General features: G+C 42.1%; 21 protein-coding genes. 13 read left to right on the top strand and 8 right to left on the bottom strand.

Going from position 1 to position 23,996, the window contains the following annotated elements; all coding sequences use genetic code 11:
* Positions 1-151: 151 nt before the first annotated feature.
* The 6 genes from G7092_RS23180 to G7092_RS23155 all read left to right on the top strand — a co-directional run bounded on the left by G7092_RS23180 (position 152) and on the right by G7092_RS23155 (position 5,636).
* Positions 152-1,447, top strand: coding sequence for a M20/M25/M40 family metallo-hydrolase (locus tag G7092_RS23180; protein WP_166093053.1), 1,296 nt, complete (start codon positions 152-154; stop codon positions 1,445-1,447).
* Between the two features lie 90 nt (positions 1,448-1,537).
* Positions 1,538-2,071 carry an AAA family ATPase gene (locus G7092_RS23175; protein WP_166093051.1) on the top strand — a complete coding sequence of 178 codons (534 nt, stop codon included), beginning with the start codon at positions 1,538-1,540 and terminating at the stop codon, positions 2,069-2,071.
* Positions 2,072-2,308: 237 nt separating this feature from the next.
* A complete protein-coding gene (locus G7092_RS23170) occupies positions 2,309-2,869 on the top strand; it encodes an RNA polymerase sigma factor (protein ID WP_166093049.1) in 561 nt (186 codons plus the stop codon).
* Complete coding sequence (locus tag G7092_RS23165; protein ID WP_166093046.1) at positions 2,866-3,432, top strand: hypothetical protein; 567 nt, start codon at positions 2,866-2,868, stop codon at positions 3,430-3,432. Before G7092_RS23170 ends, G7092_RS23165 begins: the two co-directional genes overlap by 4 nt.
* Complete coding sequence (locus tag G7092_RS23160; RefSeq protein ID WP_166093044.1) at positions 3,413-4,789, top strand: DUF4097 family beta strand repeat-containing protein; 1,377 nt, start codon at positions 3,413-3,415, stop codon at positions 4,787-4,789. The genes G7092_RS23165 and G7092_RS23160 overlap by 20 nt, the downstream gene beginning before the upstream one ends.
* Positions 4,790-4,874: 85 nt before the next feature.
* Positions 4,875-5,636 (top strand): TerC family protein, encoded by a 762-nt coding sequence (locus G7092_RS23155; protein WP_166093042.1) that lies wholly within the window; start codon positions 4,875-4,877, stop codon positions 5,634-5,636.
* Positions 5,637-5,663: 27 nt separating this feature from the next.
* On the opposite strand, the gene G7092_RS23150 is transcribed toward G7092_RS23155, so the two are convergent.
* Complete coding sequence (locus G7092_RS23150) at positions 5,664-6,851, bottom strand: class I SAM-dependent rRNA methyltransferase (protein WP_166093040.1); 1,188 nt, start codon at positions 6,849-6,851, stop codon at positions 5,664-5,666.
* Positions 6,852-7,088: 237 nt separating this feature from the next.
* Here G7092_RS23150 and G7092_RS23145 point away from each other — a divergent pair, with 237 nt between their 5' ends.
* Entirely contained in the window at positions 7,089-7,940 is an 852-nt protein-coding gene (locus tag G7092_RS23145) for a DUF2911 domain-containing protein (protein WP_166093037.1), read from the top strand.
* Between the two features lie 18 nt (positions 7,941-7,958).
* Here the strand turns inward: G7092_RS23145 and G7092_RS23140 are convergent, their stop codons facing one another.
* From G7092_RS23140 to G7092_RS23130, 3 genes are all read right to left on the bottom strand, one after another.
* The gene (locus tag G7092_RS23140; protein ID WP_166093035.1) at positions 7,959-9,671 is read right to left on the bottom strand and encodes a sodium:solute symporter family protein; all 1,713 of its coding nucleotides are present in this window, start codon (positions 9,669-9,671) and stop codon (positions 7,959-7,961) included.
* A 108-nt stretch (positions 9,672-9,779) separates the two neighbouring features.
* Positions 9,780-9,971, bottom strand: a complete 192-nt coding sequence (locus G7092_RS23135; protein WP_076378404.1) for a hypothetical protein — start codon at positions 9,969-9,971, stop codon at positions 9,780-9,782.
* A 143-nt stretch (positions 9,972-10,114) separates the two neighbouring features.
* Positions 10,115-12,580 (bottom strand): PIG-L family deacetylase, encoded by a 2,466-nt coding sequence (locus G7092_RS23130; protein ID WP_166093033.1) that lies wholly within the window; start codon positions 12,578-12,580, stop codon positions 10,115-10,117.
* A gap of 252 nt (positions 12,581-12,832) precedes the next feature.
* On the opposite strand from G7092_RS23130, the gene G7092_RS23125 reads away from it, so the two are divergent.
* From G7092_RS23125 to G7092_RS23110, 4 genes are all read left to right on the top strand, one after another.
* The gene (locus tag G7092_RS23125) at positions 12,833-13,480 is read left to right on the top strand and encodes a TetR/AcrR family transcriptional regulator (protein WP_166093031.1); all 648 of its coding nucleotides are present in this window, start codon (positions 12,833-12,835) and stop codon (positions 13,478-13,480) included.
* On the top strand, positions 13,464-14,834 hold the full coding sequence (locus tag G7092_RS23120; protein WP_166093029.1) for a TolC family protein: 1,371 nt from the start codon (positions 13,464-13,466) through the stop codon (positions 14,832-14,834). Before G7092_RS23125 ends, G7092_RS23120 begins: the two co-directional genes overlap by 17 nt.
* Before the next feature lie 26 nt (positions 14,835-14,860).
* On the top strand, positions 14,861-15,922 hold the full coding sequence (locus G7092_RS23115; protein WP_166093027.1) for an HlyD family secretion protein: 1,062 nt from the start codon (positions 14,861-14,863) through the stop codon (positions 15,920-15,922).
* A 113-nt stretch (positions 15,923-16,035) separates the two neighbouring features.
* Entirely contained in the window at positions 16,036-17,583 is a 1,548-nt protein-coding gene (locus G7092_RS23110) for a DHA2 family efflux MFS transporter permease subunit (protein ID WP_166093025.1), read from the top strand.
* A 265-nt stretch (positions 17,584-17,848) separates the two neighbouring features.
* Here G7092_RS23110 and G7092_RS23105 read toward each other — a convergent pair whose 3' ends face one another.
* Both G7092_RS23105 and G7092_RS23100 read right to left on the bottom strand, forming a co-directional pair.
* Positions 17,849-18,433 carry a carboxymuconolactone decarboxylase family protein gene (locus tag G7092_RS23105; RefSeq protein WP_166093023.1) on the bottom strand — a complete coding sequence of 195 codons (585 nt, stop codon included), beginning with the start codon at positions 18,431-18,433 and terminating at the stop codon, positions 17,849-17,851.
* Between the two features lie 163 nt (positions 18,434-18,596).
* Complete coding sequence (locus tag G7092_RS23100) at positions 18,597-19,142, bottom strand: peroxiredoxin (RefSeq protein WP_166093021.1); 546 nt, start codon at positions 19,140-19,142, stop codon at positions 18,597-18,599.
* A 189-nt stretch (positions 19,143-19,331) separates the two neighbouring features.
* Between G7092_RS23100 and G7092_RS23095 the strand changes: the two genes are divergently transcribed.
* Together G7092_RS23095 and G7092_RS23090 are read left to right on the top strand one after the other, a co-directional pair.
* Positions 19,332-21,245 (top strand): WG repeat-containing protein, encoded by a 1,914-nt coding sequence (locus tag G7092_RS23095; RefSeq protein ID WP_166093018.1) that lies wholly within the window; start codon positions 19,332-19,334, stop codon positions 21,243-21,245.
* Complete coding sequence (locus G7092_RS23090; protein ID WP_166093016.1) at positions 21,242-21,874, top strand: DUF2306 domain-containing protein; 633 nt, start codon at positions 21,242-21,244, stop codon at positions 21,872-21,874. The genes G7092_RS23095 and G7092_RS23090 overlap by 4 nt, the downstream gene beginning before the upstream one ends.
* A gap of 159 nt (positions 21,875-22,033) precedes the next feature.
* Here G7092_RS23090 and G7092_RS23085 read toward each other — a convergent pair whose 3' ends face one another.
* Together G7092_RS23085 and G7092_RS23080 are read right to left on the bottom strand one after the other, a co-directional pair.
* A complete protein-coding gene (locus tag G7092_RS23085; protein ID WP_166093014.1) occupies positions 22,034-23,656 on the bottom strand; it encodes an NADP-dependent glyceraldehyde-3-phosphate dehydrogenase in 1,623 nt (540 codons plus the stop codon).
* Positions 23,657-23,753: 97 nt separating this feature from the next.
* Complete coding sequence (locus G7092_RS23080) at positions 23,754-23,996, bottom strand: Atu4866 domain-containing protein (RefSeq protein WP_166093012.1); 243 nt, start codon at positions 23,994-23,996, stop codon at positions 23,754-23,756.

Genomic DNA, 23,996 nt, shown 5'->3' with positions numbered 1-23,996 from the left:
TCAACCAAGCAGTTAAATGTTGGTGACAACACCAACAACGGCGAGTAGAAACTTACGAAGTTTTCAAAACTTCGTAAGTTTGAATTCAACAATAACAAGTAAACAAAGCTATAATCGGTGTTAGTATCGCATCACAAACAAAATACTTAAAATGAAAAAAATCACACTAATAACCGCTCTTTTAGCTGTATCAACCTACAGCTTTGGGCAAGATGTTAACAAGCTCATCAATCAGGATGATGTAACCCGCATTATTAAAACCCTGAGCGCCGATGATATGCAGGGCCGGGCAACGTTTACACCAGGCATTGAAAAAGCAGCCAAATTTATTGAAAGCGAATACACCAAAGCAGGCCTAAAACCATTGGCCGGCAATACGGGCTACCGCCAGAATTTTACCATGATACGCTCAACCCCTGTAAAAATAACCGCGGCTATTAATGGTAAGGCCATTGTAGCCGACAGCGTTTTTGCATCGGGTGCCGAATCATTTACCTGGGCCAGCGACAAGGATGTACAGGTAGTGAATGTCACCCCTGATAAAAATTTCAGACAAGAATACATGAGTGCTGAAAAAAGCGGCAAGAAAACTTTGATGATTGTTGATCCAAAATTCCTGAGCCTGTTTAAACGTATCCGCGATTATACTTTGAGAGGAAACGTTAGTTTTAAGGGTAAAACCGCCTCTTCTATTGCCTTTGTATTGGGCAAATTTGATAACATCAGCTCCTTTGATATTAGTTACGAAAGCAAAAGCGAAGAACTGCCTTTGTTTAACGTAGCCGGCATTATCCCCGGTAAAACCCAACCCAATGAGTTTGTGGTTTTCTCTGGCCACTATGATCACCTGGGCATCATCAAAGCCATGGAAGGCGACAGCATTGCCAACGGTGCCGATGACGACGCTTCTGGCACTACTGCGGTGATATCTTTAGCCAAATACTACAAAAAATTAAACAATAATGACCGCACACTCATTTTTGTAGCCTTTACAGCCGAAGAAATTGGCGAATACGGTTCACAGTATTTTGCCACCCAGGTTGATCCGGATAAAGTAGTAGCCATGTTCAATATCGAAATGATTGGCAAGGCTTCTAAATTTGGCCAAAACTCCGCCTTTATCACCGGTTTTGATCGTTCCAACTTTGGCACTATCCTGCAAAATAACCTAAAGGGAACCAAGTTTGAATTCCACCCCGATCCATACCCGGATCAGGACCTGTTTTACCGCAGCGATAATGCATCCCTGGCCGAAAAAGGCGTACCGGCACATACCATATCAACCGATCAGATAGATATCGATAAACTGTACCATACCGTGAAAGATGAGTTTAGCACGCTAGATGTAAATAATATAACCTCTACTATCAGGGCCATAGCTTTAAGCTCGCGCACCATCGTTTCGGGGCAGGATACGCCTACCAGGGTGCCTAAGCTGGAAAGATAATAGGACAGCAGGAGACGCATGTAATGAGTCTCTGCGTTTTGATCATTGTAGAGACGCATTACATGCGTCTCTATTTTCATTTAATATCCCATGAAACACATTCCCAAAATAGCGGTAGTCGGGCCCGAATCAACGGGGAAATCAACTATGTCTGACTATCTGGCTGCCCATTACCAAACCATAGCCGTACCCGAATTTTCCAGGGAGTATTGCGCGGCGCTTACCGCCCCTTGTACCTGGCAGGATGAGATCAATATGTTTCAAGGGCAATTGGCGCTTGAGGCTTCTTTATTACCCAAAGCCAACCAAATCCTGATATGCGACACCACTTTTTTAACCGTAAAAATATGGAGCGAGCATATGTTTGGCAAGGCGCCACAGGAAGTGCTGGATGAATTGCCCAAACATCCTTACGACTTTTATTTATTATTAGATATCGACCTGCCCTGGCAGGACGACCCCCTGCGCAATTTCCCAGAATTACGCGAACATTTTATGACCGTATGGCATAAAGAACTTAGCGCGCTGCAGGCGAACTATGTAGTGATATCCGGCATGGGAAATGAGCGTTACGAAAACGCGGTAAAGGCTGTTGATGCTTTCTTGACCGCTGATTTAAAATGATTTCATTGATTGCGCTGATTTTTTGATCTTATTTCAGGAGTGTATATAATCCATTTCCACCTGTTTTTTTAATATCTATCAGCTTTCAGGCATCAACGAAATCAACGTCATCAGAAAAAATCAACGGTCTGAAACGCCTATTTGAAAAAAAAATTATTATTTCATGAAATTATTTTTCATGATGATGCAACGTTGCTAAAAATGATGCGTCATTTAATCTGAAACCTGATCAGAAATTTGGAAGCCATATATGTAGATAAGCATTATAACCTGGTGGTTGAATGCAAACAGGGAAGCAAAAAGGCCAGTTACGAGTTGTACCGGTTGTATTCTAAAGCGATGTTGAACGTCGCCTTTAGGATCGTGGGCAATATTGCCGAAGCTGAAGATGTTTTGCAAGAGGCTTTTCTGGATGCTTTTAACAAGCTGAAGGATTTTAGACAGGATACCACTTTTGGTTTATGGTTAAAACAAATAGTGGTAAACCGTTCTATAAACCTGTTGCGCAAGCGCAAACTGGAATTGATTGAACTGGAGGGCGACCATCTGGAAAACATACCCGACGAAGAGCCTGAAAGTGACGAAGATGTTCAATACCAGGTGACTTTGGTAAAAGAAGGCATGAAACAACTGCCCGATGGGTACCGTGTGGTACTATCCCTTTACCTGCTGGAAGGTTATGATCATGAAGAAATAGGACAAATATTAAATATATCAGAAAACACTTCAAGAACTCAGTTTTTGAGAGCTAAAAGAAAATTAATGGAAATTTTAAAAAGGAAAGGAACAGAATCATGAGCAAGCGATTTGAAGATTTCATTAAAAACAACCGCGAAGAGTTTGACGAGATTGAGCCATCGGCAGATCTGTGGAGCAAAATTGAACAAAGCCTCAACATGCCGGAGGAGTTGCCAAAAAAGCCGGAAACAAAAACTTTTTCGCTTGCTTTCGTGCTTCGCGTCGCCGCCTCGGTCATTGTTGTCATGGGCATCGGTTTCGGAATATACCTGCAAAGCCAAAAAGGCGCAAAAACCGTGGACCTGGCCGCCATAAACCCTGAGTATGCCAAACAACAAATGCACTATGCATCGCTTGTTGAAACTAAATTAACCGAGCTGAAATCGGTTTCTAAAGCCGACCCGCAGCTGTACAAGGAATTTAGCGCCGAAATAGCCAAAATGGATTCTACCTATAAAAGGCTTAATGCCGATTTAGCCACCAGCCCCAACCAGGAGCGTGTTTTACGTGCGATGATCCGGAACTTGCAGGTACAAACAGAGGTGCTTAATCAGCAATTGAGCGTAATAGAGCAGTTCAATCAAATGAAAAAAGAGCAAAAAGATGAAATCAAGAATATTTAAACGATCGATGCTTGCTTTAATGGCCCTGTTAGCCATTAATACGATCAGTTTTGCACAACAAACTCCTGCGCCAGCCGTTCCGGTTCCCGTGCTGCCGCCCATGCCCCCGGTTGCTCCTTTAAACAACATGACACCGCCCGACAGCAAGGACTTTCAGTTTAAGGAAGACGATCTGCACATTAAAATGAAGGATCTGCAAAAGCAAATAAGCCACATTAAACTGCAACAGCTTAAACAAATGAACTTGAAAATGAAGGGCATTGAAAAGCAGTTTAAACACCTCGATCAGAATTTTAACTACAAACTGAACGATAGTGCCATAAACCTTACTTGCGACCTTAATAATATAGCGCCGCAGATTGCTTTGGGGTTTAAAGATTTCGATTCTAATTTTAGCTATAACACCGATGCGGATACCCAGCACGATGATGGTGTTGAAAAAGTAAAAAATTACAGCAAAAGCTATTCTATAGATGGCAACGATGTCATTAACCTGGACAACCGTTTCGGCAAAATAACTGTGAATACCTGGAATAAAAGCGAGGTGAAGGTTGATGTGCAAATAAAAGTAGGCGCCAATGATGATGAGCTGGCTCAGAAATTACTGGACAATGTAACCATCAGGGATAGCAAAGATGGCTCGGGTGTTTATTTCAAAACCAATATCAACAGTGATGATAATGGCAGCTCATGGTCGTTATTTGGTGGCCGGCGTAATAACGTACGTAAAATTGAGGTAAATTATACCGTATATATGCCATCCAGAAATCCATTGAACATAAGCAATAAATATGGCGCCACCATCCTGCCCGATCTGGATGGGAAATTAAATATCAATAACTCTTACGGCAGCCTGGTAGCTAAAGCATTAAGCAACCCGGGCAATCAGATTTCTGTAAAATATGGCAGCGCCACCATTGGCTCCCTTAACGGCAGCGATCTGGATGTAGCCTATGGCAGCCTTAACCTTAACGAGTGCAATAAGCTTAATGCCGATATCAGCTACAGTTCGGCTAAAATTGGCAGACTTACAACTTCGGGCAATATCAACGTAAAATTCAGCGGCAACCTGAATATTAATGAGGTAGATAGAAACGTAAAGAATTTAGCTGTAAACTCCTCCTATTCCAGCGTAAAACTGGGTATCAGCAATGATCATAATGCCGATTTTGATGTAACCGTACGTTATGGCAGCTTTAACTATGGTGGCCATGACATTAATATCACCAGCAAAAGCCCTGCAGATAACGACCGCGGCTTTAATCCCACCAAAAATTACAAGGGCCATTTAGGTAAAGGCTCCAACGATAAAACCATAACTATTAACACCAGCTACGGCAGTGTAAGCTTTGATTAACGCCTTATATTTTAACATTGATCTTAAACCTCTGCCACTTTCGGCAGGGGTTTTGTTATTTTAGGGGCAAACAATTTTGCCTGCTATGGAAATATTTGCTCATGCCGAATCCTGGATATCGCTCATCACTCTTACATTGCTGGAGATAGTTCTGGGGATTGACAACGTGATATTCATATCCATTTTATCTGATAAGCTTCCGGCAAATCAGCAGGCTAAAGGTCGCAGGCTTGGTTTAGGCATGGCCATGATCACCCGGGTATTGCTTTTATTATCCATTAGCTGGGTCATGACACTTACCGCCCCTTTATTTAATCTGGCTCACATTTTTAACATTACCGATGCTGATTGGGTGGAAAAACTGGCCATATCGGGTCGCGATTTGATCCTGATTATCGGCGGTTTGTTCCTGATTTACAAAAGCACCGCCGAGATACACCATAAGATTGAGGGCGAAGAAGAAAATACGGATAAAGTAAAGCGCCACAGCTTCTGGGGAACCATTATCCAGATCATGCTGCTGGATATCGTTTTCTCGCTCGATTCTGTGATCACCGCGGTAGGCATGGCCAGCCATGTCGAGATCATGATTCTGGCGGTTGTTATAGCTGTAGGTATTATGATGTGGGCATCAAACGGGGTAGCGGGCTTTGTGAACAAGCACCCAACGGTAAAAATGCTGGCGCTGTCGTTCCTGCTATTGATAGGTGTTTCGCTCCTGGCTGAGGCATTTGAACAGCATATCCCCAAAGGTTATATTTACTTTGCCATGGCCTTCTCGGTACTGGTAGAGATGCTGAATCTGAAAATGAAAGCAAAAGCGGGGAAGAAGAGAGTCAAGAGATAAGAGTCAGGAATCAAGACTTCCCTTTCTTTAAAACACCCTGCACAACAACCCCTTCAGATACTCACCTTCGGGGAAAGAGGCCCTTACCGGGTGATCTTCGGGTTGGTGGAACTGGTAAATGAATTGTACCTGCTTACCGGCATCAAGCGCCGCCCAGGCAATTACCTGCTTAAAAGTTTCCATATCCATAGCGCCCGAGCAGGAATAGGTAGCCAATAAACCGCCTTCGTTCAATAGCAGCATGCCCAAACGGTTCAGGTCTTTATATGCCCTGGATGCTCGTGTAAGCGCGGAGCGGGACGGCGCGTACTTTGGCGGATCGAGCACAATAACATCAAACTTTTCGCCATCATCCCTGAATTTGCGCAGCTGCACGTTTACATCAGATTTTATGGCCGAGTGCTTATCTGCATCCAATTTGTTCAACAGGATGTTTTCTTTCAAAGTTTCAATAGCCAATGCCGAACTATCCACACTGGTTACTGATAAGGCACCATTTTTTAGGCTATTGAGCGTAAAGCCCCCGGTATAGCAAAAACAATCCAGCACTTTTTTTCCTTCGGCATAGTTGGCTACTATATGGCGATTATCGCGCTGATCACAATAAAAGCCTGATTTTTGGCCTTCGGTAATATTGATACCGTAAACAATGTTGTTCTCGAGTACTTCAACAATCTCTGGTGGAGGGTTACCAAAAAGCACTTTATTTTCAGCTTCGGCCAGGCCTTCGTGAGCACGGGATGAGTTATCACTTTTGTCGGATATGCTTTCGGGGTTCAGCAGCTTTTGCAGTTCATCAATAATTACCGGCATTACCCGTTCCATACCAGAAGTAAGCACCTGCACAGCCAGGTGACCTGCATATTTATCAACAATTAAACCCGGCAAGTAATCCGCCTCACTAAAAACCAGGCGACAGGTATTGGTTTCATTATTTAATACATGGGCACGGCTTTTAATAGCAGATGCCAGTTTACGGCGAAACCAATCATCGTTAATTTCAACGGCTTCATCCCATTCTAAAAGGCGCAGGGCAACCCGCGATTGATCGTTATAAAAACCATAGGCCATAAAATCGCCTTTTGCATTAAGCAGTCGCACCACATCGCCATTGGCTGGTTTACCCTTTACTTTTTCAACAGCTCCTGAAAATACCCAGGGATGTTTTTGCAAAACAGCTTTCTCTTTACCTTTGTTTAATAGCACATCAATCATAACCGCAAAGGTAATAAAATGGTGAGATAGTGAATGGTGAGTGGGGAGTGGTGAATAATATTAGGGAACCCTATCAATAAGTGTACTTTCTGACTACTCACCATTCACTCTCTATTAACGCCTCACTATTCACCACTCACTACTTCACTCCCCAAATTAAACTTTCATAAATTTTATTACTCCAATACAATATTTACCGATTAAAAACATTTGGTATCTTAGTATCGAAAACATAACATGAGAAAGACTTACTTATTTTTAGCTACCATGCTATTGGCATGCCTCTGCTATAAAAGCAATGCACAAGGAATACCCCGCATTCCCGAAAACAGTACAACACAAACTATTATTCAGGATTTTGGCCTGGGTAAAATCACTATTACTTATTCAAGACCGAATGTTAAAGGGCGCAGAATGTTTGGTGGCATAAACCCTTATGGTGAAGTATGGAGAACAGGTGCAAATGCCGCCACTACTATTACCTTTACTGAAAACGTTATTATCGAAGGCAATCCTGTACCGGCGGGTACGTATTCCCTTTTCAGTATTCCTGACAGAACCGACTGGATCATTATCCTCAACAAAACCGTTAAACAATGGGGAGCCTATAGCTATAAGCAAGCCGATGACCTTTTACGGTTTACGGTTAAACCTAAAAGGGTGACCGAAAAGCGGGAAACTTTTACTATAGCTTTTTCCAACTCAACAACCCGGTCGACAGATCTGTACCTGGTATGGGACCATACAGCAGTTATGGCACATATAGAAGCGACTGACGATGCCAAGATCATGGCCAATATTGATGAGCTGATGAAAGGCGATCGCAAGCCTTACTATCTTAACGCTATACAATGGTATTATGAAAACGGTAAAGATATTAACAAAGCTTTAGGCTGGGTAGCTGAAGCAGAGAAAGAAGAGCCTAAGAAGCCATGGTTTAAACTATGGGAGTCGCACCTGCTATTAAAAAAAGGCGATAAACCGGGTGCCATAGCTGCTGCTGAAGCTAGTATTGCGCTTTCAAAAGAAAGTAATGATGATGAATACCTGAGGCTAGGTTTGGAAGCGCTTAGTCAGGCCAAAGAGTAAATATCAGATAATAAAATACTACAGGCCCGGTTCAACTTGATCCGGGCTTTTTTGTGGCGTCAGTTTATTGATTAAATAAGCCACTATCATCACTAAAAAGCACCCGATAGGGTTAAGCCACAAATAGGCAACTGTTTTACTTAGTCCTAAATATAATATGATTGCTTCGCTAATAATAGCAGCAATAAATACCGGCGTTCCGCTTACCCGCTTCATATAAAAAGCTACTATAAATACGCCCAACACGGTTCCGTAAATGTAGGAACCCAGCTGATTTACGGCTTCCAGCAAATTGCCCAGCTTACCGGCATACAGTGCCATAATTACGCATACCACACCCCAAAATACCGTTGCCATACGCGATACCAGCAGGTAATTTTTATCAGAAGCATCCTGATTAATGGTGCGTTTATAAATATCAATCACCGTGGTTGAAGCCAATGAGTTAAGGGCGCTTGCTGTTGAACCCATCGAAGCCAAAAATATAATGGCTATCAACAGCCCTACCAATCCGCGGGGTAAATACTGTTTAACAAAGGTCAGAAATACGTAATTGGTATCGTTATCATCGGCGCTTGCGTTATTCTTTTTCATGAGTGCGATAGCATCCTGCCTGATGATGTGTGACTGCATATCGGCTACCTTTAAAGCGTTTTTTGCATGATCTATCTGATCTTCATTTTTGCTGTCAATGGCTTTTACCAGGTCATTGGCTTTGGCTTTTCGCTGTTCAAAAGCCCGGGTATATTGCTGATCGAGATAATTATACTGCGAAGCATAGCCGCTTTGTTTTACCCGGGCCACCTCGTAATTATTAAAGAACATAGGAGGCCTGTTAAACTGGTAAAAGCTAAAAACCAGTATACCGATCAGCAGGATGAGGAACTGCATGGGGATTTTAATAAGCCCGTTCATAATAAGACCCAACCTGCTTTGCCCAATGGAGCTGCCGGTTAAATACCGGCCAACCTGGCTTTGATCTGTACCAAAATAGGATAACTGCAAAAAGAAGCCGCCAATAAGACCGCTCCACACAGTGTACCGGTTACTCCAGTCAAACTTCCAGTCTATCACATTCATGTGGCCCAGTTTACCAGCCATTTTCAAAGCATGCGTAAAACCTACACCCGATGGTAATAGGTTAACCACCAATATACCGGCCAGAAACATACCGGCAAATATGATGCTCATTTGCAGCAACTGCGTGTAGGATACCGCTTTGCTGCCGCCATAAACGGTGTAAAATATTACCAGGCCACCTATAAACAGGGTGGTATAAACCGTATTAATATTAAGTATGGTTGATAAAATAATGGCCGGTGCATAAATAGCTACCCCGGTTGACAGGCTGCGTAACACCAAAAAAAGGAACGAAGTGAGCGCACGGGTTTTCAAGTCAAAGCGTTGTTCCAGGAACTCATATGCCGTATAAACCTTAAGACGATGAAATATGGGCACAAAAGTTACGCAGAGTACGATCATGGCCAATGGCAAACCGAAATAGAATTGCACAAAGCGCATCCCATCGGAATAAGCCTGGCCGGGTGCTGAAAGAAAGGTGATAGCGCTGGCCTGGGTGGCCATAACCGAAAACCCGACATGATACCAGGGCAACGAGCGGTTACCCATTAAAAACTGATCGATATTTTTATTACTGCCGCTTTTCCATACGCCGTAAGCCACTATGGCCAGCAGTGTAAGACCTAAAACTATCCAATCGGGTAAACTCATTCAAAAGACTTTGTAATGAGCCAAAATACTAAAATTAAAAAAACCAGCCACACGACTACAATGCCGTAAAACTGGTTCCAATTTTTTATAAATGAGGGCAGATCAGGATCAGGCCTTTTCACCACGGCCTTTAACCAATACAGTTACAAAGAAACCGGCGGTTAATAAGCCTAAAACACCACCAACGGCTATCCAGGTAAATCCTTTATCAATTATTGCTCCTATAAAAAGCCCAGAAACTAAGCCAACAAGGTAAAATACAAAATCAAGGCTTTTTTCTTCTTCTTCGTGATGTTTCATATTACTGTTAATTATAACGTTTGCAAAAATAGATGATTAATTGATTTTTTCAACATTTTATTTAATGACGATTTACAATTGTTACGTATGATCGCTTATTAAAGACTTACGAAGTTTTTGAAACTTCGTAAGTCTTATTTGTTTTACAACGATTGCCCTTTTGGTTTACTCAATAAATTCACAAACAAACGATAGGCTCCCGGTACACCGGCAGGCAGTTCCCTGAAAAAAGCCAGGGAGGTATACACAAATCGTCCTTTGCCATAATCGCCAACAATTAATGATCCGTTGTTGGGTTGCTCACCCTTATCATTCATTTGTAAAACGGCTTTGTATTGCGGGTCAATATCACTTACAAAATATAGGCCTCGTTCCTGGATCCAGCCTTTAAAATCGTCCTGAGTAATTTTATTAGGATAGTTAAGCACCGGATTTTGCTTATCCAGTATGGTTACTTCGGCATCCTCATCAGTAACCCGTTGGTTTACCACCCGGAAAGGATATGGGCCTATTTGTTTTACTACCAGGCCCGAATTGTTATTATACTGCACCAATAAATTACCACCATTTTTAACATAATCCATCAGGCGGCTTTGCTCATAGGCCAGGCGTTCATTTACGTTATAAGCGCGTACCCCGGTAATAATAGCATCATATACAGAAAGATCAGCGTTCATGATCTCGCTTTCCGAAAGCAGGTGAACATCATAACCCACCTGGCGTAAAGCCTCGGGCATCAGATCGCCGGCCCCGGCAATATAGGCCAGTTTTTTACCGGCTATTTTCAGGTCGAGGTTCACCAGTCTGGTTTCGGCAGGCGGGAACAGCGTAATAGCCGGAACATGATCATACCGGATGCGACGCAGAGCCAGCGAAAAGGTTTTTCCGTTCACCGTTACCAAAGCCTCTAAATTATTGATACGGGGTTTATTATCTGTTGGAGCGATGGAAAAGGTTACCGTCCACTCGTCATTCTTATTTTTCCCGGTAAACTCAATCTTTTTGGGATCGATCTTCCAGCCATCTATAGGTTTCAAACTAATATTTCCGGTAGCCGCGGTAAAGCTTTTTAATTTTACCTGAATCAGTTGTGCCTGCTGAGAATTAAAAATATAATCCTGGTTTTCGATATTGGCGGTCACCGGCGGGGTTATTTCCAACGGTTGGTAAACCTCGCCTCTCACCGGGTCGACATATTTATAAAGCAACCTGCGCTCAAAGTGTACGGGCTTACCTTCAATAATAAATTCAAAATCAACTTTGGGCAGGTCAGGATTTTCAGGATTACCGGCCAGGGTTTCGTCTGGTAAATTATAGGCACCAATACTGTGCGGAGTTTCCAGCCAGTAAGGTTGCGTCAGCTTATCAGCAACGCCACTTTGCTCAAATGTTTGCTGCTGATTGGCCGGGATCACCTGGCTGTTGAGGTTGGATACATTATTTTGAAATGCGATGTTATTGATCTTTACCCGGTTGCTATATCGGTCAACTACCTGGGCGCGTACTTGTATCTTATCGCCCAGGGCATAAGTTGGCTCAGTAGCATAAGCTTCAAACCATAAGCCCGAACAGGCGGCAATCAGTTCACTCAACTCTTTGGTTTTTTGAGTGCGCCAATATACATCTGATATCTTTTCAACCTTACCCAACAACTGTACTAAAGCTGGCACTGATTTTTCCGGGGCTTCCGGATTAAAATCCCGGTTAACTATGCCAATACCTGCGCCAATAGGTTCGCCGTCTTTTACCCGTTTCCAGGTGGTATTTACGCCATCCATCAGGTCATTTTGCGGGGCATCGCCTAAAATAGTTTTAAAATACTCATAAAATTCACCGCGTTGCCTGGCCGAGCCAAAGCCCTGTGTTTTATGGTTACTGCGACTTTCGGCAGCAATTTCGCCATAGCCTTTTCCTAAAATGGGATTATAAACACCTACATTAATTTTAAACTGATCGGGAGCAGTGGTATTTACGCTGCCAAAACTAAAGGTATTCCATAACAAGCGTTTGGCCTGCCAGGGTTGTACATATTTCAATTGCTCGGGATAACGTTTAGGATCGGCAGCGGCGGTAAATGCTTCCTGCGCCAGTATAGCCGATGAAGTATGATGACCATGCCCTCCTTCGCCGGTGGTAGGGAAACGGCATATCATCACATCCGGCCTGAATTTGCGGATCACCCAAACCATATCGCCTAATACTTTATCCTTGTCCCATATTCTCAGGGTTTCTTCGGGCCCTTTTGAAAAGCCAAAATCATTGGCGCGGGTAAAAAACTGCTCGGCGCCATCAACGCGGCGGGCCGCCAGTAATTCTTGTGTGCGTATCAGCCCCAAAAGTTCACTTTGTTCATTTCCAATCAAATTTTGCCCTCCATCGCCTCGTGTACAGGAAAGATAACCGGTTCGGTAATGTTTTTCCTGGGCCAGGTAAGCCAGCAAACGGGTATTCTCATCATCGGGATGAGCCGCTATATACAGCACGCTGCCCAGTGTATTGAGCTTTTTAAAATTTTGCTGTATAGCGCCCAGATCGGCCGGTGGCGCAGTTTGTGCTGATACTAAAGTTGAAAGGTATAAAAAGGTGGTAATGAGGTTTATCCGCTTCATGCTGGCAAATATATTTGAAAGATGGAAATTTATTATCTTTATATCAATAATATAACATTGCATAAATATGGAATGCCCTATATTTCAAACGAATAACAGACAAACCATAATTGCTGCAATAACCTAAAATTTCGGCTGATTAGTAAAACAAATCTGTCATTCATGAGTAATCTTAATCAGTTGATTAGCTTTTTGCCCCGGATTGCTATGCTTTAATCAATCGTTTGATTAATTTTGTGCCGTTAAAAGAAAATGGACAAAGATAAGATAGATAAAAAAGACCACATCCTGGACGTCGCCGAGCGCGTGTTTTCAGAGATGGGTTTTGACGGCGCCTCTACCCGTATGATCTCGGGCGAAGCCGGTGTGAACATGGCCATGCTCAATTATTATTTCGGTTCAAAAGAAGGTTTGTTCCTGGCAGTTATTGAACGCAAGATCACCGATTTTCAAAATATACTGCAAATTTTAGGTAACGACGAAAGCATCAGTTCCTGGGGAAAAATAGAATCATATATTGATATCTATGGCGAACGGGTAGTGAATCACAACTGCTTTCAGAAACTGCTCTATCAGGAATTAACCATGAACCGCCGTACCGAGCTTGCCGAAAAGATACGCAATATGTTGATGAAAAGCGTATCCGAACTGTTCAGAATAATACAGGAAGGAATGGATAATGGTGAATTTCGTAAAGATACCGATATGCAACTGATTGTGTCTACGCTTTACGGAACCAAAAACTTCATTTTAAATACCCCGCTGATGTCATCAACCATGCTGGGGTACGATATACAGGACGAAAAAGTGCTGGAGGAACAATTTAAGCCCCGTATTAAAAAATATTTAAAAACCCTCTTAAAAGCGTACTTAGTTAATGAAAATGACAACTCTAAATAAAAAACCCAAGCACCTATCACTGTTTAATGCAGTGCACCCCTTCTGCCTGTATGCTATTACGTTTGTAATAACGGCTTCGCTATTTGTGGGAACCGCAAACGCGCAGGACAGAACCATCACCCTGGATGAAGCTATAAAACTTGGTCTGGACAACAGCAAGACTTTAAAGCTTTCGCAATCAAAAATTGACCAGGCTATTTCTGAATATAACCAGGCTAAAGACCAATCGTTACCAACCGGTAAAATAAGCTACGGCTACACCCATGCCGAAATTCCGGCCAACAGACTGGCTTTAGGGCCCGAGAGTTTTAACTTACCCAACAGGGCCGACGCTTACCTGGGCATATTAACCTTAAATCAAACTATTTTTGAAGGCAATAAGCTAAAATATGCCCGCCAATCAACCGATCTGTTAACCCAGGTTGCCCGTTTGGATGTGGTGAATGATAAAGATCAGATCACTTATGACATTATCAGCTCTTACTACAGCTTATATAAAGTACTGCAAAGCAAAAAGGTGGTAGCTCAAAACTTAACCACTGTTGATGGCCAGATAAAACAGGCACAACGTTTTTTTGATCAGGGATTGGTAACTAAAAATGATGTGCTGCGTTTCCAGTTGCAACGATCAAATATTGAGCTTAACGGTGTGGATCTGGAAACTAATCGTCGCATTGTCAACTACAATTTGAACGTGTTATTAGGATTACCGGAAGGTACCCAGCTCAACATTGATCAGATAACCGAGGCCGACAGGCAGATTGCTCCGTTTAGTAATTACCTGGATACCGCCATGACCAACAGACCCGAACTACAACAATTTGACCTGCGTACTAAAGTAGCCGAAACAAACATTAAAAGCATCAAAGGCAATACTTTGCCTACACTGGCAGCATCAGTTGCAGGCTATTATGTAGATGCCAATATCAACCCTATACCTAAAAGCGGTAACTATATTACACCGTTAACAGGCGGCTTAACCCTGTCATGGAGCTTTAGCTCATTATGGACCAACAAAAACAAGGTTACCGAAGCAAAAATACAACGTGAGCAATCTGTGATCAACAAAAACATTATGGTTGACCGTATTAAAGACGAAGTAAATCAGGATTACCAGAATTATACTTCGGCTTTGAACAAGATCAAACTGCTGCAGGTAGCTATCGCGCAGGCCGGCGAGAACAATAAAATATTGGAATCGAAATACAAGAGCAATATATCATCAGCTACAGATCGTGCCGATGCAGAAACATTGCTTTACCAGGCTCAGATCAACCTGGAACTGGCTAAAGCCGATGCAGGTTTGGCTTACTATACCTTATTAAAATCAACTGGAAAAATTAACAAACAATAATACTAAACCAATCAATACTATATACAATGGCAAAGGAACACGAAACACAGGAACACACACCAAAAAAGAAACCGAATAAAGTTATCCCTATCATACTAGGTATATTACTTATTGGCGGTATCATTTTCGGTATCAAAGAATATATATATTTCGGTAAACACATCGATACAGATGACGCCCAGATCGACGGCGATATCAGCCCGGTTGTTGCCCGCGTTGGCGGTTATGTTGACTCCATCTATTTTGAAGAGAACACTCACGTAAACGCTAACCAGGTACTGGTTAAGATAGATGACCGTGACTACAAAGTTAAAGTGGAGCAGGCACAGGCTGCACAGGTAGGTGCAAGCGCCGGTATCAACGTAAATCAATCACAGATCTACGCTAATGAGGCTAACTCATCAAGTGCAAGGGCTCAGGTTGCATCAAATGTTGCCCGTTTAGATAAGGTACAAAAGGATTACAACCGTTATGCCAATCTGGTAAAAGATGGTTCTGTAACCCAGCAACAATTTGATCAGGCTAAATCTGATCTGGATGTAGCTAAAGCTAATCTGCGTGCTTCACAAGATCAATTCAAAGCAGCCGAAGAACAAATCGGCACTACTCGTAGCCAATTAAAGGTAACCAATACTGGTGTAACCCAGAAACAGGTTGATATTGATTTTGCAAAATTGCAACTAACTTATACTACTATTAAAGCGCCAGCAAGTGGCTTAGTATCTAAAAAAAGTATCCAATTGGGGCAATTGGTACAGGCCGGACAAACACTGTTCTCGATCATTAACGATAACAGCTTGTACATTACTGCCAACTTTAAAGAAACCCAGTTAAATGATATGAAAAGCGGTCAGAAAGTTGACATCGAAGTTGATGCTTACCCTGATCTGAAACTGGAAGGCGAAGTTTACAATTTTTCACCTGCTACAGGTGCCAAGTTCTCTTTATTGCCACCAGATAATGCAACCGGTAACTTCGTAAAAGTTGTACAACGCGTACCTGTTAAAATAAAATTAAAAGCTGATAAAGCAACTCTTGATAGATTACGCCCAGGCATGAGCGTAAAAGTATCAGTAATTAAAGGATAATCGAGAATTTGGGATTTCGGGTTTAGGATTTCGGATTTATTATTCTGTTAATTCTTTAATTCTGTAAATTCTGATTCTGATTCAAAGTTTAGGATTTAGAATTTAATAAAATCATGGCTGAAACAGGCTTTAAAAAATGGATCATCACCATCACGGTTATCATAGCTTCGCTACTGGAGCTTATTGATACCACGATCGTGAACGTATCGCTGCCCGATATACAAGGTAACCTTGGCGCCACATTGGAAGATGTTGCCTGGGTAGTTACCGGTTATGCCGTAGCAAACGTAATTGTGCTTCCTATGTCAGGCTGGCTGGGGAGCCGTTTCGGGCGCAAAAATTACTTCATAACATCTATTGTGGTATTTACCATAGCTTCGTTTTTGTGTGGTAATGCCACCAATTTAAACGAGCTGGTTATGTTCAGGATCATACAAGGTATCGCCGGGGGTGGTTTAATATCAACCTCACAGGCCATCCTGATCGAAACCTGGCCACGTGAGCAAATAGGTACAGCTACCGCGTTGTTTGGTTTAGGCGCGGTGGTTGGGCCAACCGTTGGGCCAACCATTGGTGGTTATATTACCGATCACTCTTCATGGCGCTGGATATTTTATGTAAACATCCCAGTGGGTGCACTGGCAGCATTTTTTGCTTACACTTTTGTACGCGAAACACCTAAGGACGCGAAAGGCAAACCGATTGACTGGTGGGGTATTCTCTTCCTGGCCATATCCGTTGGTAGTTTACAAACCATCCTGGAAAAAGGCGAAACTGAAGATTGGTTTGCTACAACCTATATAACCGTACTTACCATTACCGCCATATTAGGATTAATCCTTTTTATATGGCGCGAAATGAGCATAGATTACCCGATAGTAAACTTTGCCATATTAAGGCACCGGAGTTTCGCGGTAGGTATGTTTACCTCCTTTATACTTGGGTTTGGGCTCTATGGGTCGGTATTCGTATTCCCGGTATTTTGTCAGAACCTGCTTGGCTTTACAGCCCAGCAAACGGGCGAGATCCTGTTTCCAGGCGGGTTATGTACCATTATCATGATGCCGTTTATAGGTAAAATGCTCAATAAGGGTATCCCTGCGCAGTTTATGGCGACTGCCGGCATGTTTCTGTTCTTTGTGTTTACCACTATGCTCAGCAATTCAACGCTGGCAGTGGGCACAGGCGACTTCTTTATACCACTGGTTATACGCGGTGTAGGTATGGCTTTATTATTCGTACCGCTAACCACCTTGGCTATTGCCGATCTGAAAGGCCCGGAAGTAGGACAAGGAACCGGATTAAACAACATGATGCGCCAATTAGGCGGTTCGTTTGGTATAGCTACCCTTACCACCATTATTCACGTTCGCCAGGGCCTTCACCGCAATAATCTTTTAACAAATATCACTTCAACCAATCCGGCCTTTACCGATCGTTTTAACGCCTATTTACATGGCTTTATGGCTAAAGGACATTCATTGATAGATGCTACCCGCATGGCTTATGGAGCAATTGAAGGAGCCGTTACCCGGCAGGTATTGCTATTAACTTATGATGATGCCTACTGGATATCTGGTTTGGTGATGTTATTTTCGATACCGCTATTGTATCTGCAGCCATTTAAAAAGGCTGTCAAAATGCCGGTCGACGCGCATTAATAAAACGATAAAAGCCGTTCCTCTATTACCAGGAACGGCTTTCCCCAAAAAAAATTAACAATTAAAATTTAAGTACTGCCTCCCGTAAAAACTTTGCTTTATGAAAAGATTTCGTAGATCCAGGGGGCGTTTAATCTTAGGTATAAATTTAGAAGTTTTTAATTAACAAACGCAAATTAAATTAAGCATTTAAGCATAATTTATGAAAAAGACATGAAATTTATAAATCTCATGTCTTTTTTTTGTGAAAACGTTAATCAACAACTTAAAAAATCAGCTTCCCGGTTGATGTTATGAGGGATGCGATACGTACTGCATCAAAAATACGCTCTTCGGTAGTGGATAATTTTATCAATGAATCTTCATGAGCATTTACACACATCTCACAGCCATTAACGGCGGATATAGCCAGGCTCATTAATTCAAAAAACTCTTTCCCGGTTACAGGCTTCATCATCAATTGCATGCGGATACGAGCCGGAATTTGGGTATATTTTTCTTTCTGAGTAAAATGCCTGAACCGGTAGAATACGTTGTTCGAGGCCAATAAAGAGGCACAGCCAACAGCTTCTGCTATTTCAGCGGCGTCAGCTCCCTGCTCTTGGGCATATTTAGTAAAAAACACGGTAAGCGGTGTGTTATTATTATTAACAGCAGTGCTTAATCCCAGCAAGGCACACTCTTTAGTTGTTAAATGGGCTGATGTAAGGGTGCTTGTAAAATTCAGTTTCAAATCACGCAGGTATCGTGATTCGCCTTTTTCCAACAGGGTAAGGGCTTCTGTTCTGTAGTTTTTATCTATTCCAATACTTTCCAGTAGCTCCTGGATCACTTCGGTACTTTCGTTCATGTTTTTTGTGCTTAAAGCTAAAAGCCGAAGGCTTAAAGCGGGTTAGAATTCAAATAGCTTTTAATCGCTTTCGGCTTTATGCCTTAAGCTTTCAGCTCATATTCAGTGTATAAAAAATCCCCGCACAAATTTTCTGTACGGGGACGTATCTTATATATCGGTATTAAACAGTAAGTGTTTCTTGTCCTTTTTCCCAGTTGCAAGGGCAAAGCTCATCTGTTTGCAAACCATCAAGTACACGTAAAACTTCTTTAACGTTACGGCCAACACTTAAATCGTTAACTGATACCCAACGGATGATACCGGTAGGATCGATGATAAAAGTTGCACGGTAAGCAATTTTTTCGGTAGGCTCTAATATACCCAGGTCTTCTGCTAATGATTTTGAAGTATCGGCAAGCATCGGGAATTTCAGATCGCGCAGATCGTCATGATCGCGTCTCCAGGCAGCGTGAACAAATTCAGAATCTGTAGAAGCACCAATTAAACGGGTTTCACGATCGCGGAATTCGCCAAAGTTTTTGTTGAATTCAGCAATTTCTGTTGGGCACACAAAAGTAAAATCTTTTGGCCACCAGAACATTACAGTCCAAACGTTATCGTCATTCACCAGGTACTCAGAAGTTAATGTTTCAAACTCTTTACCTTTTTCAAGACTTACTACAGCGGTTTTAGAAAATTGAGGGAATTTTTGTCCTATCGTTAACATATCGTGTATTTTATTATTATTTATGCAACAAATATACACTTTTCTAACAAGGTCATTAATTCTAAAAATCTATACCACATCAATTTTATCTATACCACATCAATGTTATATAACACCATTCTATCCCTCTGAGCCTCATCGGTTTTTGGCGATCTTTTTCTATTTAAAAAAATACTTTACCTTGGTTGTATGAAAACTAAACCTATAATTATAGTAATAGTTGCCGCTGTTATTTTGGCGTGCGGCTTTTTATTTATCCGCAGTAAGTACTTAAGCAAGCCCGAAAAAGGCGAAATAACTCAATTTTTAACCGCCTTTAACACGCAAATACAGGCCGGGAATATTGATTCGGCAAGTTTATATTTTGAGGCCGACCAAAAAAGCCGCCTGGTAAAAACACTATTGAAAGTACTTACCAATAAAACCAATACCGGTGGTAAAGAAAAACCTATTTTTAAGGTAAACCTAAACACCGAGGACGCCTCTGTTAAATTTATAAACCCCGAACTGGCTACCGCCAATGTTGTGGCAAACTTTACTCATGATGCCTTACCGGCCGAAAAAGCAAGCATTGTATTTACTATCCACAAAACTGGCAATCATCAATACAAAATAAGTCAGGTTAATGCAACCGATTTTGTAAAGGGCTATATAGCTTTTCAAAATAAAGTGATCAACAAAACCATACCTGAGAAAGATATTTACGCTCCCATTACTCTGGCCGCCTTTAAGGCAGCCGAACAATTAAAAACTAAATATGATACCGTTATATGGTTCGAACATATTGACGGTAAAACCTATTATTACGTGTCCAAAAGCCGCCTTGAAGAAGGTGTTTACTGGGGAAGCGATAACAAGGAAGGTAAAATGCCCACCCACCAGATGGGACTTGTAAATCCTGAGCTTAAAGAGATCATTCCTCCGCAATATGATGTGATACACAATATCGGCGGAACCGTAGACGGATTGATAGAGGTTGAAAAAGGCACCAAAAGAGGCTTTTTTGACCTGCAGGGCAAGGCAATAGTACCTGCTGATTATGATCAGCTGTATCCCCTGAATGATGATGAAAACCTGGCTTTGCTCAAAAAACAAGATGACTATTTTTACCTGAAAAAAGATCTGAGCATAAGCGAAAAACTGGTCGACCTTAAAATAGCTGACCTTTTACCCAAGATAAAAGCTTATGGATCATCGTTCAACCTGTCTGATAAAAGTTCAAACGGTATCATGGAGTTTAACAGCCGGGAAACAACAACCTCTATCATTATTCCCCCCACTTATCTTTCCGATTGGCTGATCGTTTCCAGGTTCCTCAACTTTCAGAACCCGTTAAGGAAGGGGGTAAAAAGCATGAACGATGGTGAAGGCGAAGGCAGTTTAAGCATGGCTGTTACTTTTGATGGTGCAAAGAAACCAAGCGACAATTGGTTTGAAAGCGCCTTCTATTCTGTTGTTGATGATTACCTGGGTGGACGATCAGGCCTTTATACAACCAAAGAAATGCTCTTTGTCGACAAAAAACAAAACCGCATCCTGGGCTTTAATGTAAATGCTTATATGGGTATCGAAGAAGGTGGCGGCAAACTATCTGGTTTATGCAATGAAAACACACTAAGGGCAATTAATGATTCGTTGTTTGAATTTAAAACCACATCACAATTTTATCAGCCTTTGTCAGACACCAGTGAAACTCTAAGCGAAGGGCCATACTATCACTATCTGCAAATAAAAGATGGTAAACTCACGGCTTTGGATAACAAAAGGACTTTTTCCTTTACCAAGTATGTTAAAATGGATGATACTTATCTGCAAGGCTGCTACGTGATTAGCAATGGCAACTATGAGCATCCGCAAAATAAAACCATTGACCATTTAACGCCAGAAATTTTGCAGTACGTCAAGAACGAGATATATGCATCATACAATTATAAATTCAAGAATCAGAAATGGAAAGACGCCTTTAAATACAGGTTTTTTGACGAAGGAGACCGTAAAAACGAAAGCGTTGATGACTCTTTAACCGTAATTGACAAGTATAATATCAGCTTTATCAACAGCAAACTAAATGCGCAAAAGAGTAATACGTTAGCGGCTAAATGAGTATTACAGCACGTTTATTAAGGTATTTCGCCTTCTTTTGGATTGCGATATTGAGCATGGGTACCTTTGTTCAATATCTGAACTTTAAGCAGAATACCGTTTTCCTGGGCTTTAAGCAGGCTGCTATCAAAACGGGCTGGTATATGCCGGCCTTTTACTGTCATATTTTTGGCAGCAGTATTATTTTGCTGGCCGGCTTTTTCCAGTTTTCAAAAAAGGTATACAGTAATCGTCCGCTGCATAAGGTACTGGGTAAACTATATGTTTTCGGCGTTTTGTTTTTTGCAGCGCCGGGTGCGTATGTCATGACGCTGTTCATTAACCGGGGCAAAGGCGTGTTTGCTTCCTTTTTAATACAAAATACCTTGTGGGTGGCTTTTACCTTATCTGCCTTTCTGCTGATAAAGAATGGCAAAATAGATGAGCATGTTAAAATGATGCGCCGCAGTTACGCGCTGGCCTTTGCCGCAGTTACACTGCGCTTTTATATATGGCTGTTTACCGTTTTAGGCAATGGCGTAAATTTCGAGAACAATTACGTCATCATTGCTTTTTTAAGCTGGGTGCCTAATTTATTGCTGATAGAGTTAATTAACAGGTATGCTAAGTCTCCTTATCAAATAATATAAACCATGTCATTGCGAGCGCAGCGTGGACAACCGACCAACGGGAGCTCATTAATACCTTTAAAAAAAACAATTAATAGCATTAATAATCTCCTCGAGTTTATGCATGCGAGGAGATTGCTTCGTCGTTCCTCCTCGCAATGACATGTTTTTTTATTTTATCTACAATATAAACTTCGTACTCAGGAAATTGGAGTCGCTGCCGTTCACAATTTCGTTGATAATTTGTTTATTGGTTTCATTTAGTTTGGTGGCTACTAAAGAGCGTATAGAAAACGCCCGCAGAGCATCAAATACCGAAAGCGTACCTTCGGCACTATCCTTACGACCGGTAAACGGAAATACATCCGGCCCGCGTTGACACTGGCTGTTGATATTTACACGGCTTACCAGGTTCACAAACGGATCAATCAACGATGATATCTCCTGGGCATCGTTACTAAATATACTCACCTGCATACCATGCGGCGAATCTATCTGGTATTCGATAGGTTCTTCTATCGATTCAAACGGAATTACCGGGATAATAGGGCCAAACTGCTCTTCGCGGTACAACTTCATTTTTTCGTTCACCGGGTAAACTATAGCCGGGTAATAGAACGAGGCTACGCTTTCGCCGCCATTTTCATTGATAATTTTTGCACCATGAGCTATGGCATCGTCAACCATTTCTGTTAATGATTCGGCTTTATTCGGCTCCGGCATCGGGGTTAGTTTTACATCTTTATCCCATGGCAGGCCAAATTTCAGTTTGGATACGGCTTCTCTCAGTAGTTTTAAAAACTCATCGGCTATATCTTTATGTACAAATATTACTTTGATGGCTGTACAACGTTGCCCGTTAAATGATAAAGCACCTAAAACACATTCGCTCACGGCCAGCTGCAGATCGGCATTTTTGGTTACGATAGCAGCATTCTTGGCATCCAGACTCAACACCGCACGTAAACGGTTTATTTTAGGGTGACGTTTTTTCAAATCATTAGCCACTTTGCTGGAGCCAATAAAGGCCAGCACATTCACTTTGCCGGTTTGCATTAGTCCCGGAGTAACCACGGCCCCTCGACCATAAACTGTATTCACCACACCTTTAGGGAACGATTCCTGAAAAGCCCTTAACAACGGGTAATGCAGTAGCGTACCATGTTTTGGTGGTTTAAATAAAATGGTATTGCCCATGATAAGGGCGGGGATCAGGGTGGTAAAAGTTTCGTTAAGCGGATAGTTGAACGGCCCCATACACAGCACCACACCAAGCGGCGAACGGCGGATCTGGGCGATCAGTCCTTCGGCCATTTCAAAGCGGGATGATTTACGGTCGAGCGCCTTTAGGGCATCAATAGTAGCGTTGATGTATTCGATGGTACGGTCAAACTCTTTTGCCGAGTCGCCGTATGATTTGCCAATCTCCCACATCAGGAGCTTTACTACCAACGTGCGTTGTTCGATCATTTTATAAATGAACCGTTCCATACACTTGATGCGACCATCAATGCTCATGGTAGGCCATTCACCACGACCGTGGTCATAGGCAGCAATGGCTGCCTCTAAAGCGTCATTGGCTTCTGTTTCGGTGCAGATAGGATAAGTACCTATCAGCTTGCGTTTAAACCCATCCGGGCCGGGGAAACAAACAGGCGAATACACCTCGGTCACAGGCCCGTTCCAGGGCTTCATCTCGCCATCACACAGGTATTCACGCTGATGCACTTCTGCTATTTGGAATTCGGCCGGTATCTGGCTTTCCTCCACAAATATCGAACTGATCTGATCTTGAAAACTCATATTATATTGGGGTTAGAATTTCTATAAAGATAAATAAAGCCCCCTTTCATTATCAAGTCTTTTTATTCAGTTCCACTTTTGTTGATAAATTTTCAATTTATGCCGATTCTTTATACAATACCATGCCCGCATGGTAAAACACGTTACCATCAAAATCACCATCAGCGGTAAAACCCGTGTCGTCCAGGTATTCGATATGCTTACCTCTGATGCTGTAAAAGCCGGTGTAGGCCATCTTCCGGTTACCGCGGGCCTCAACATAACGGCCGTTTGGTAATAACTCGTGGCGTATGTAACCATCACTTGTTACCCAAACGCCTATATGTTGATCCTTTTCCAT

Origin of the sequence: Mucilaginibacter inviolabilis, from assembly GCF_011089895.1 — a bacterium.
Lineage (GTDB): Bacteria > Bacteroidota > Bacteroidia > Sphingobacteriales > Sphingobacteriaceae > Mucilaginibacter > Mucilaginibacter inviolabilis.
Note: the sequence above shows the minus strand (reverse complement) of the source record. Positions and strands in the feature narration are given on the sequence as shown.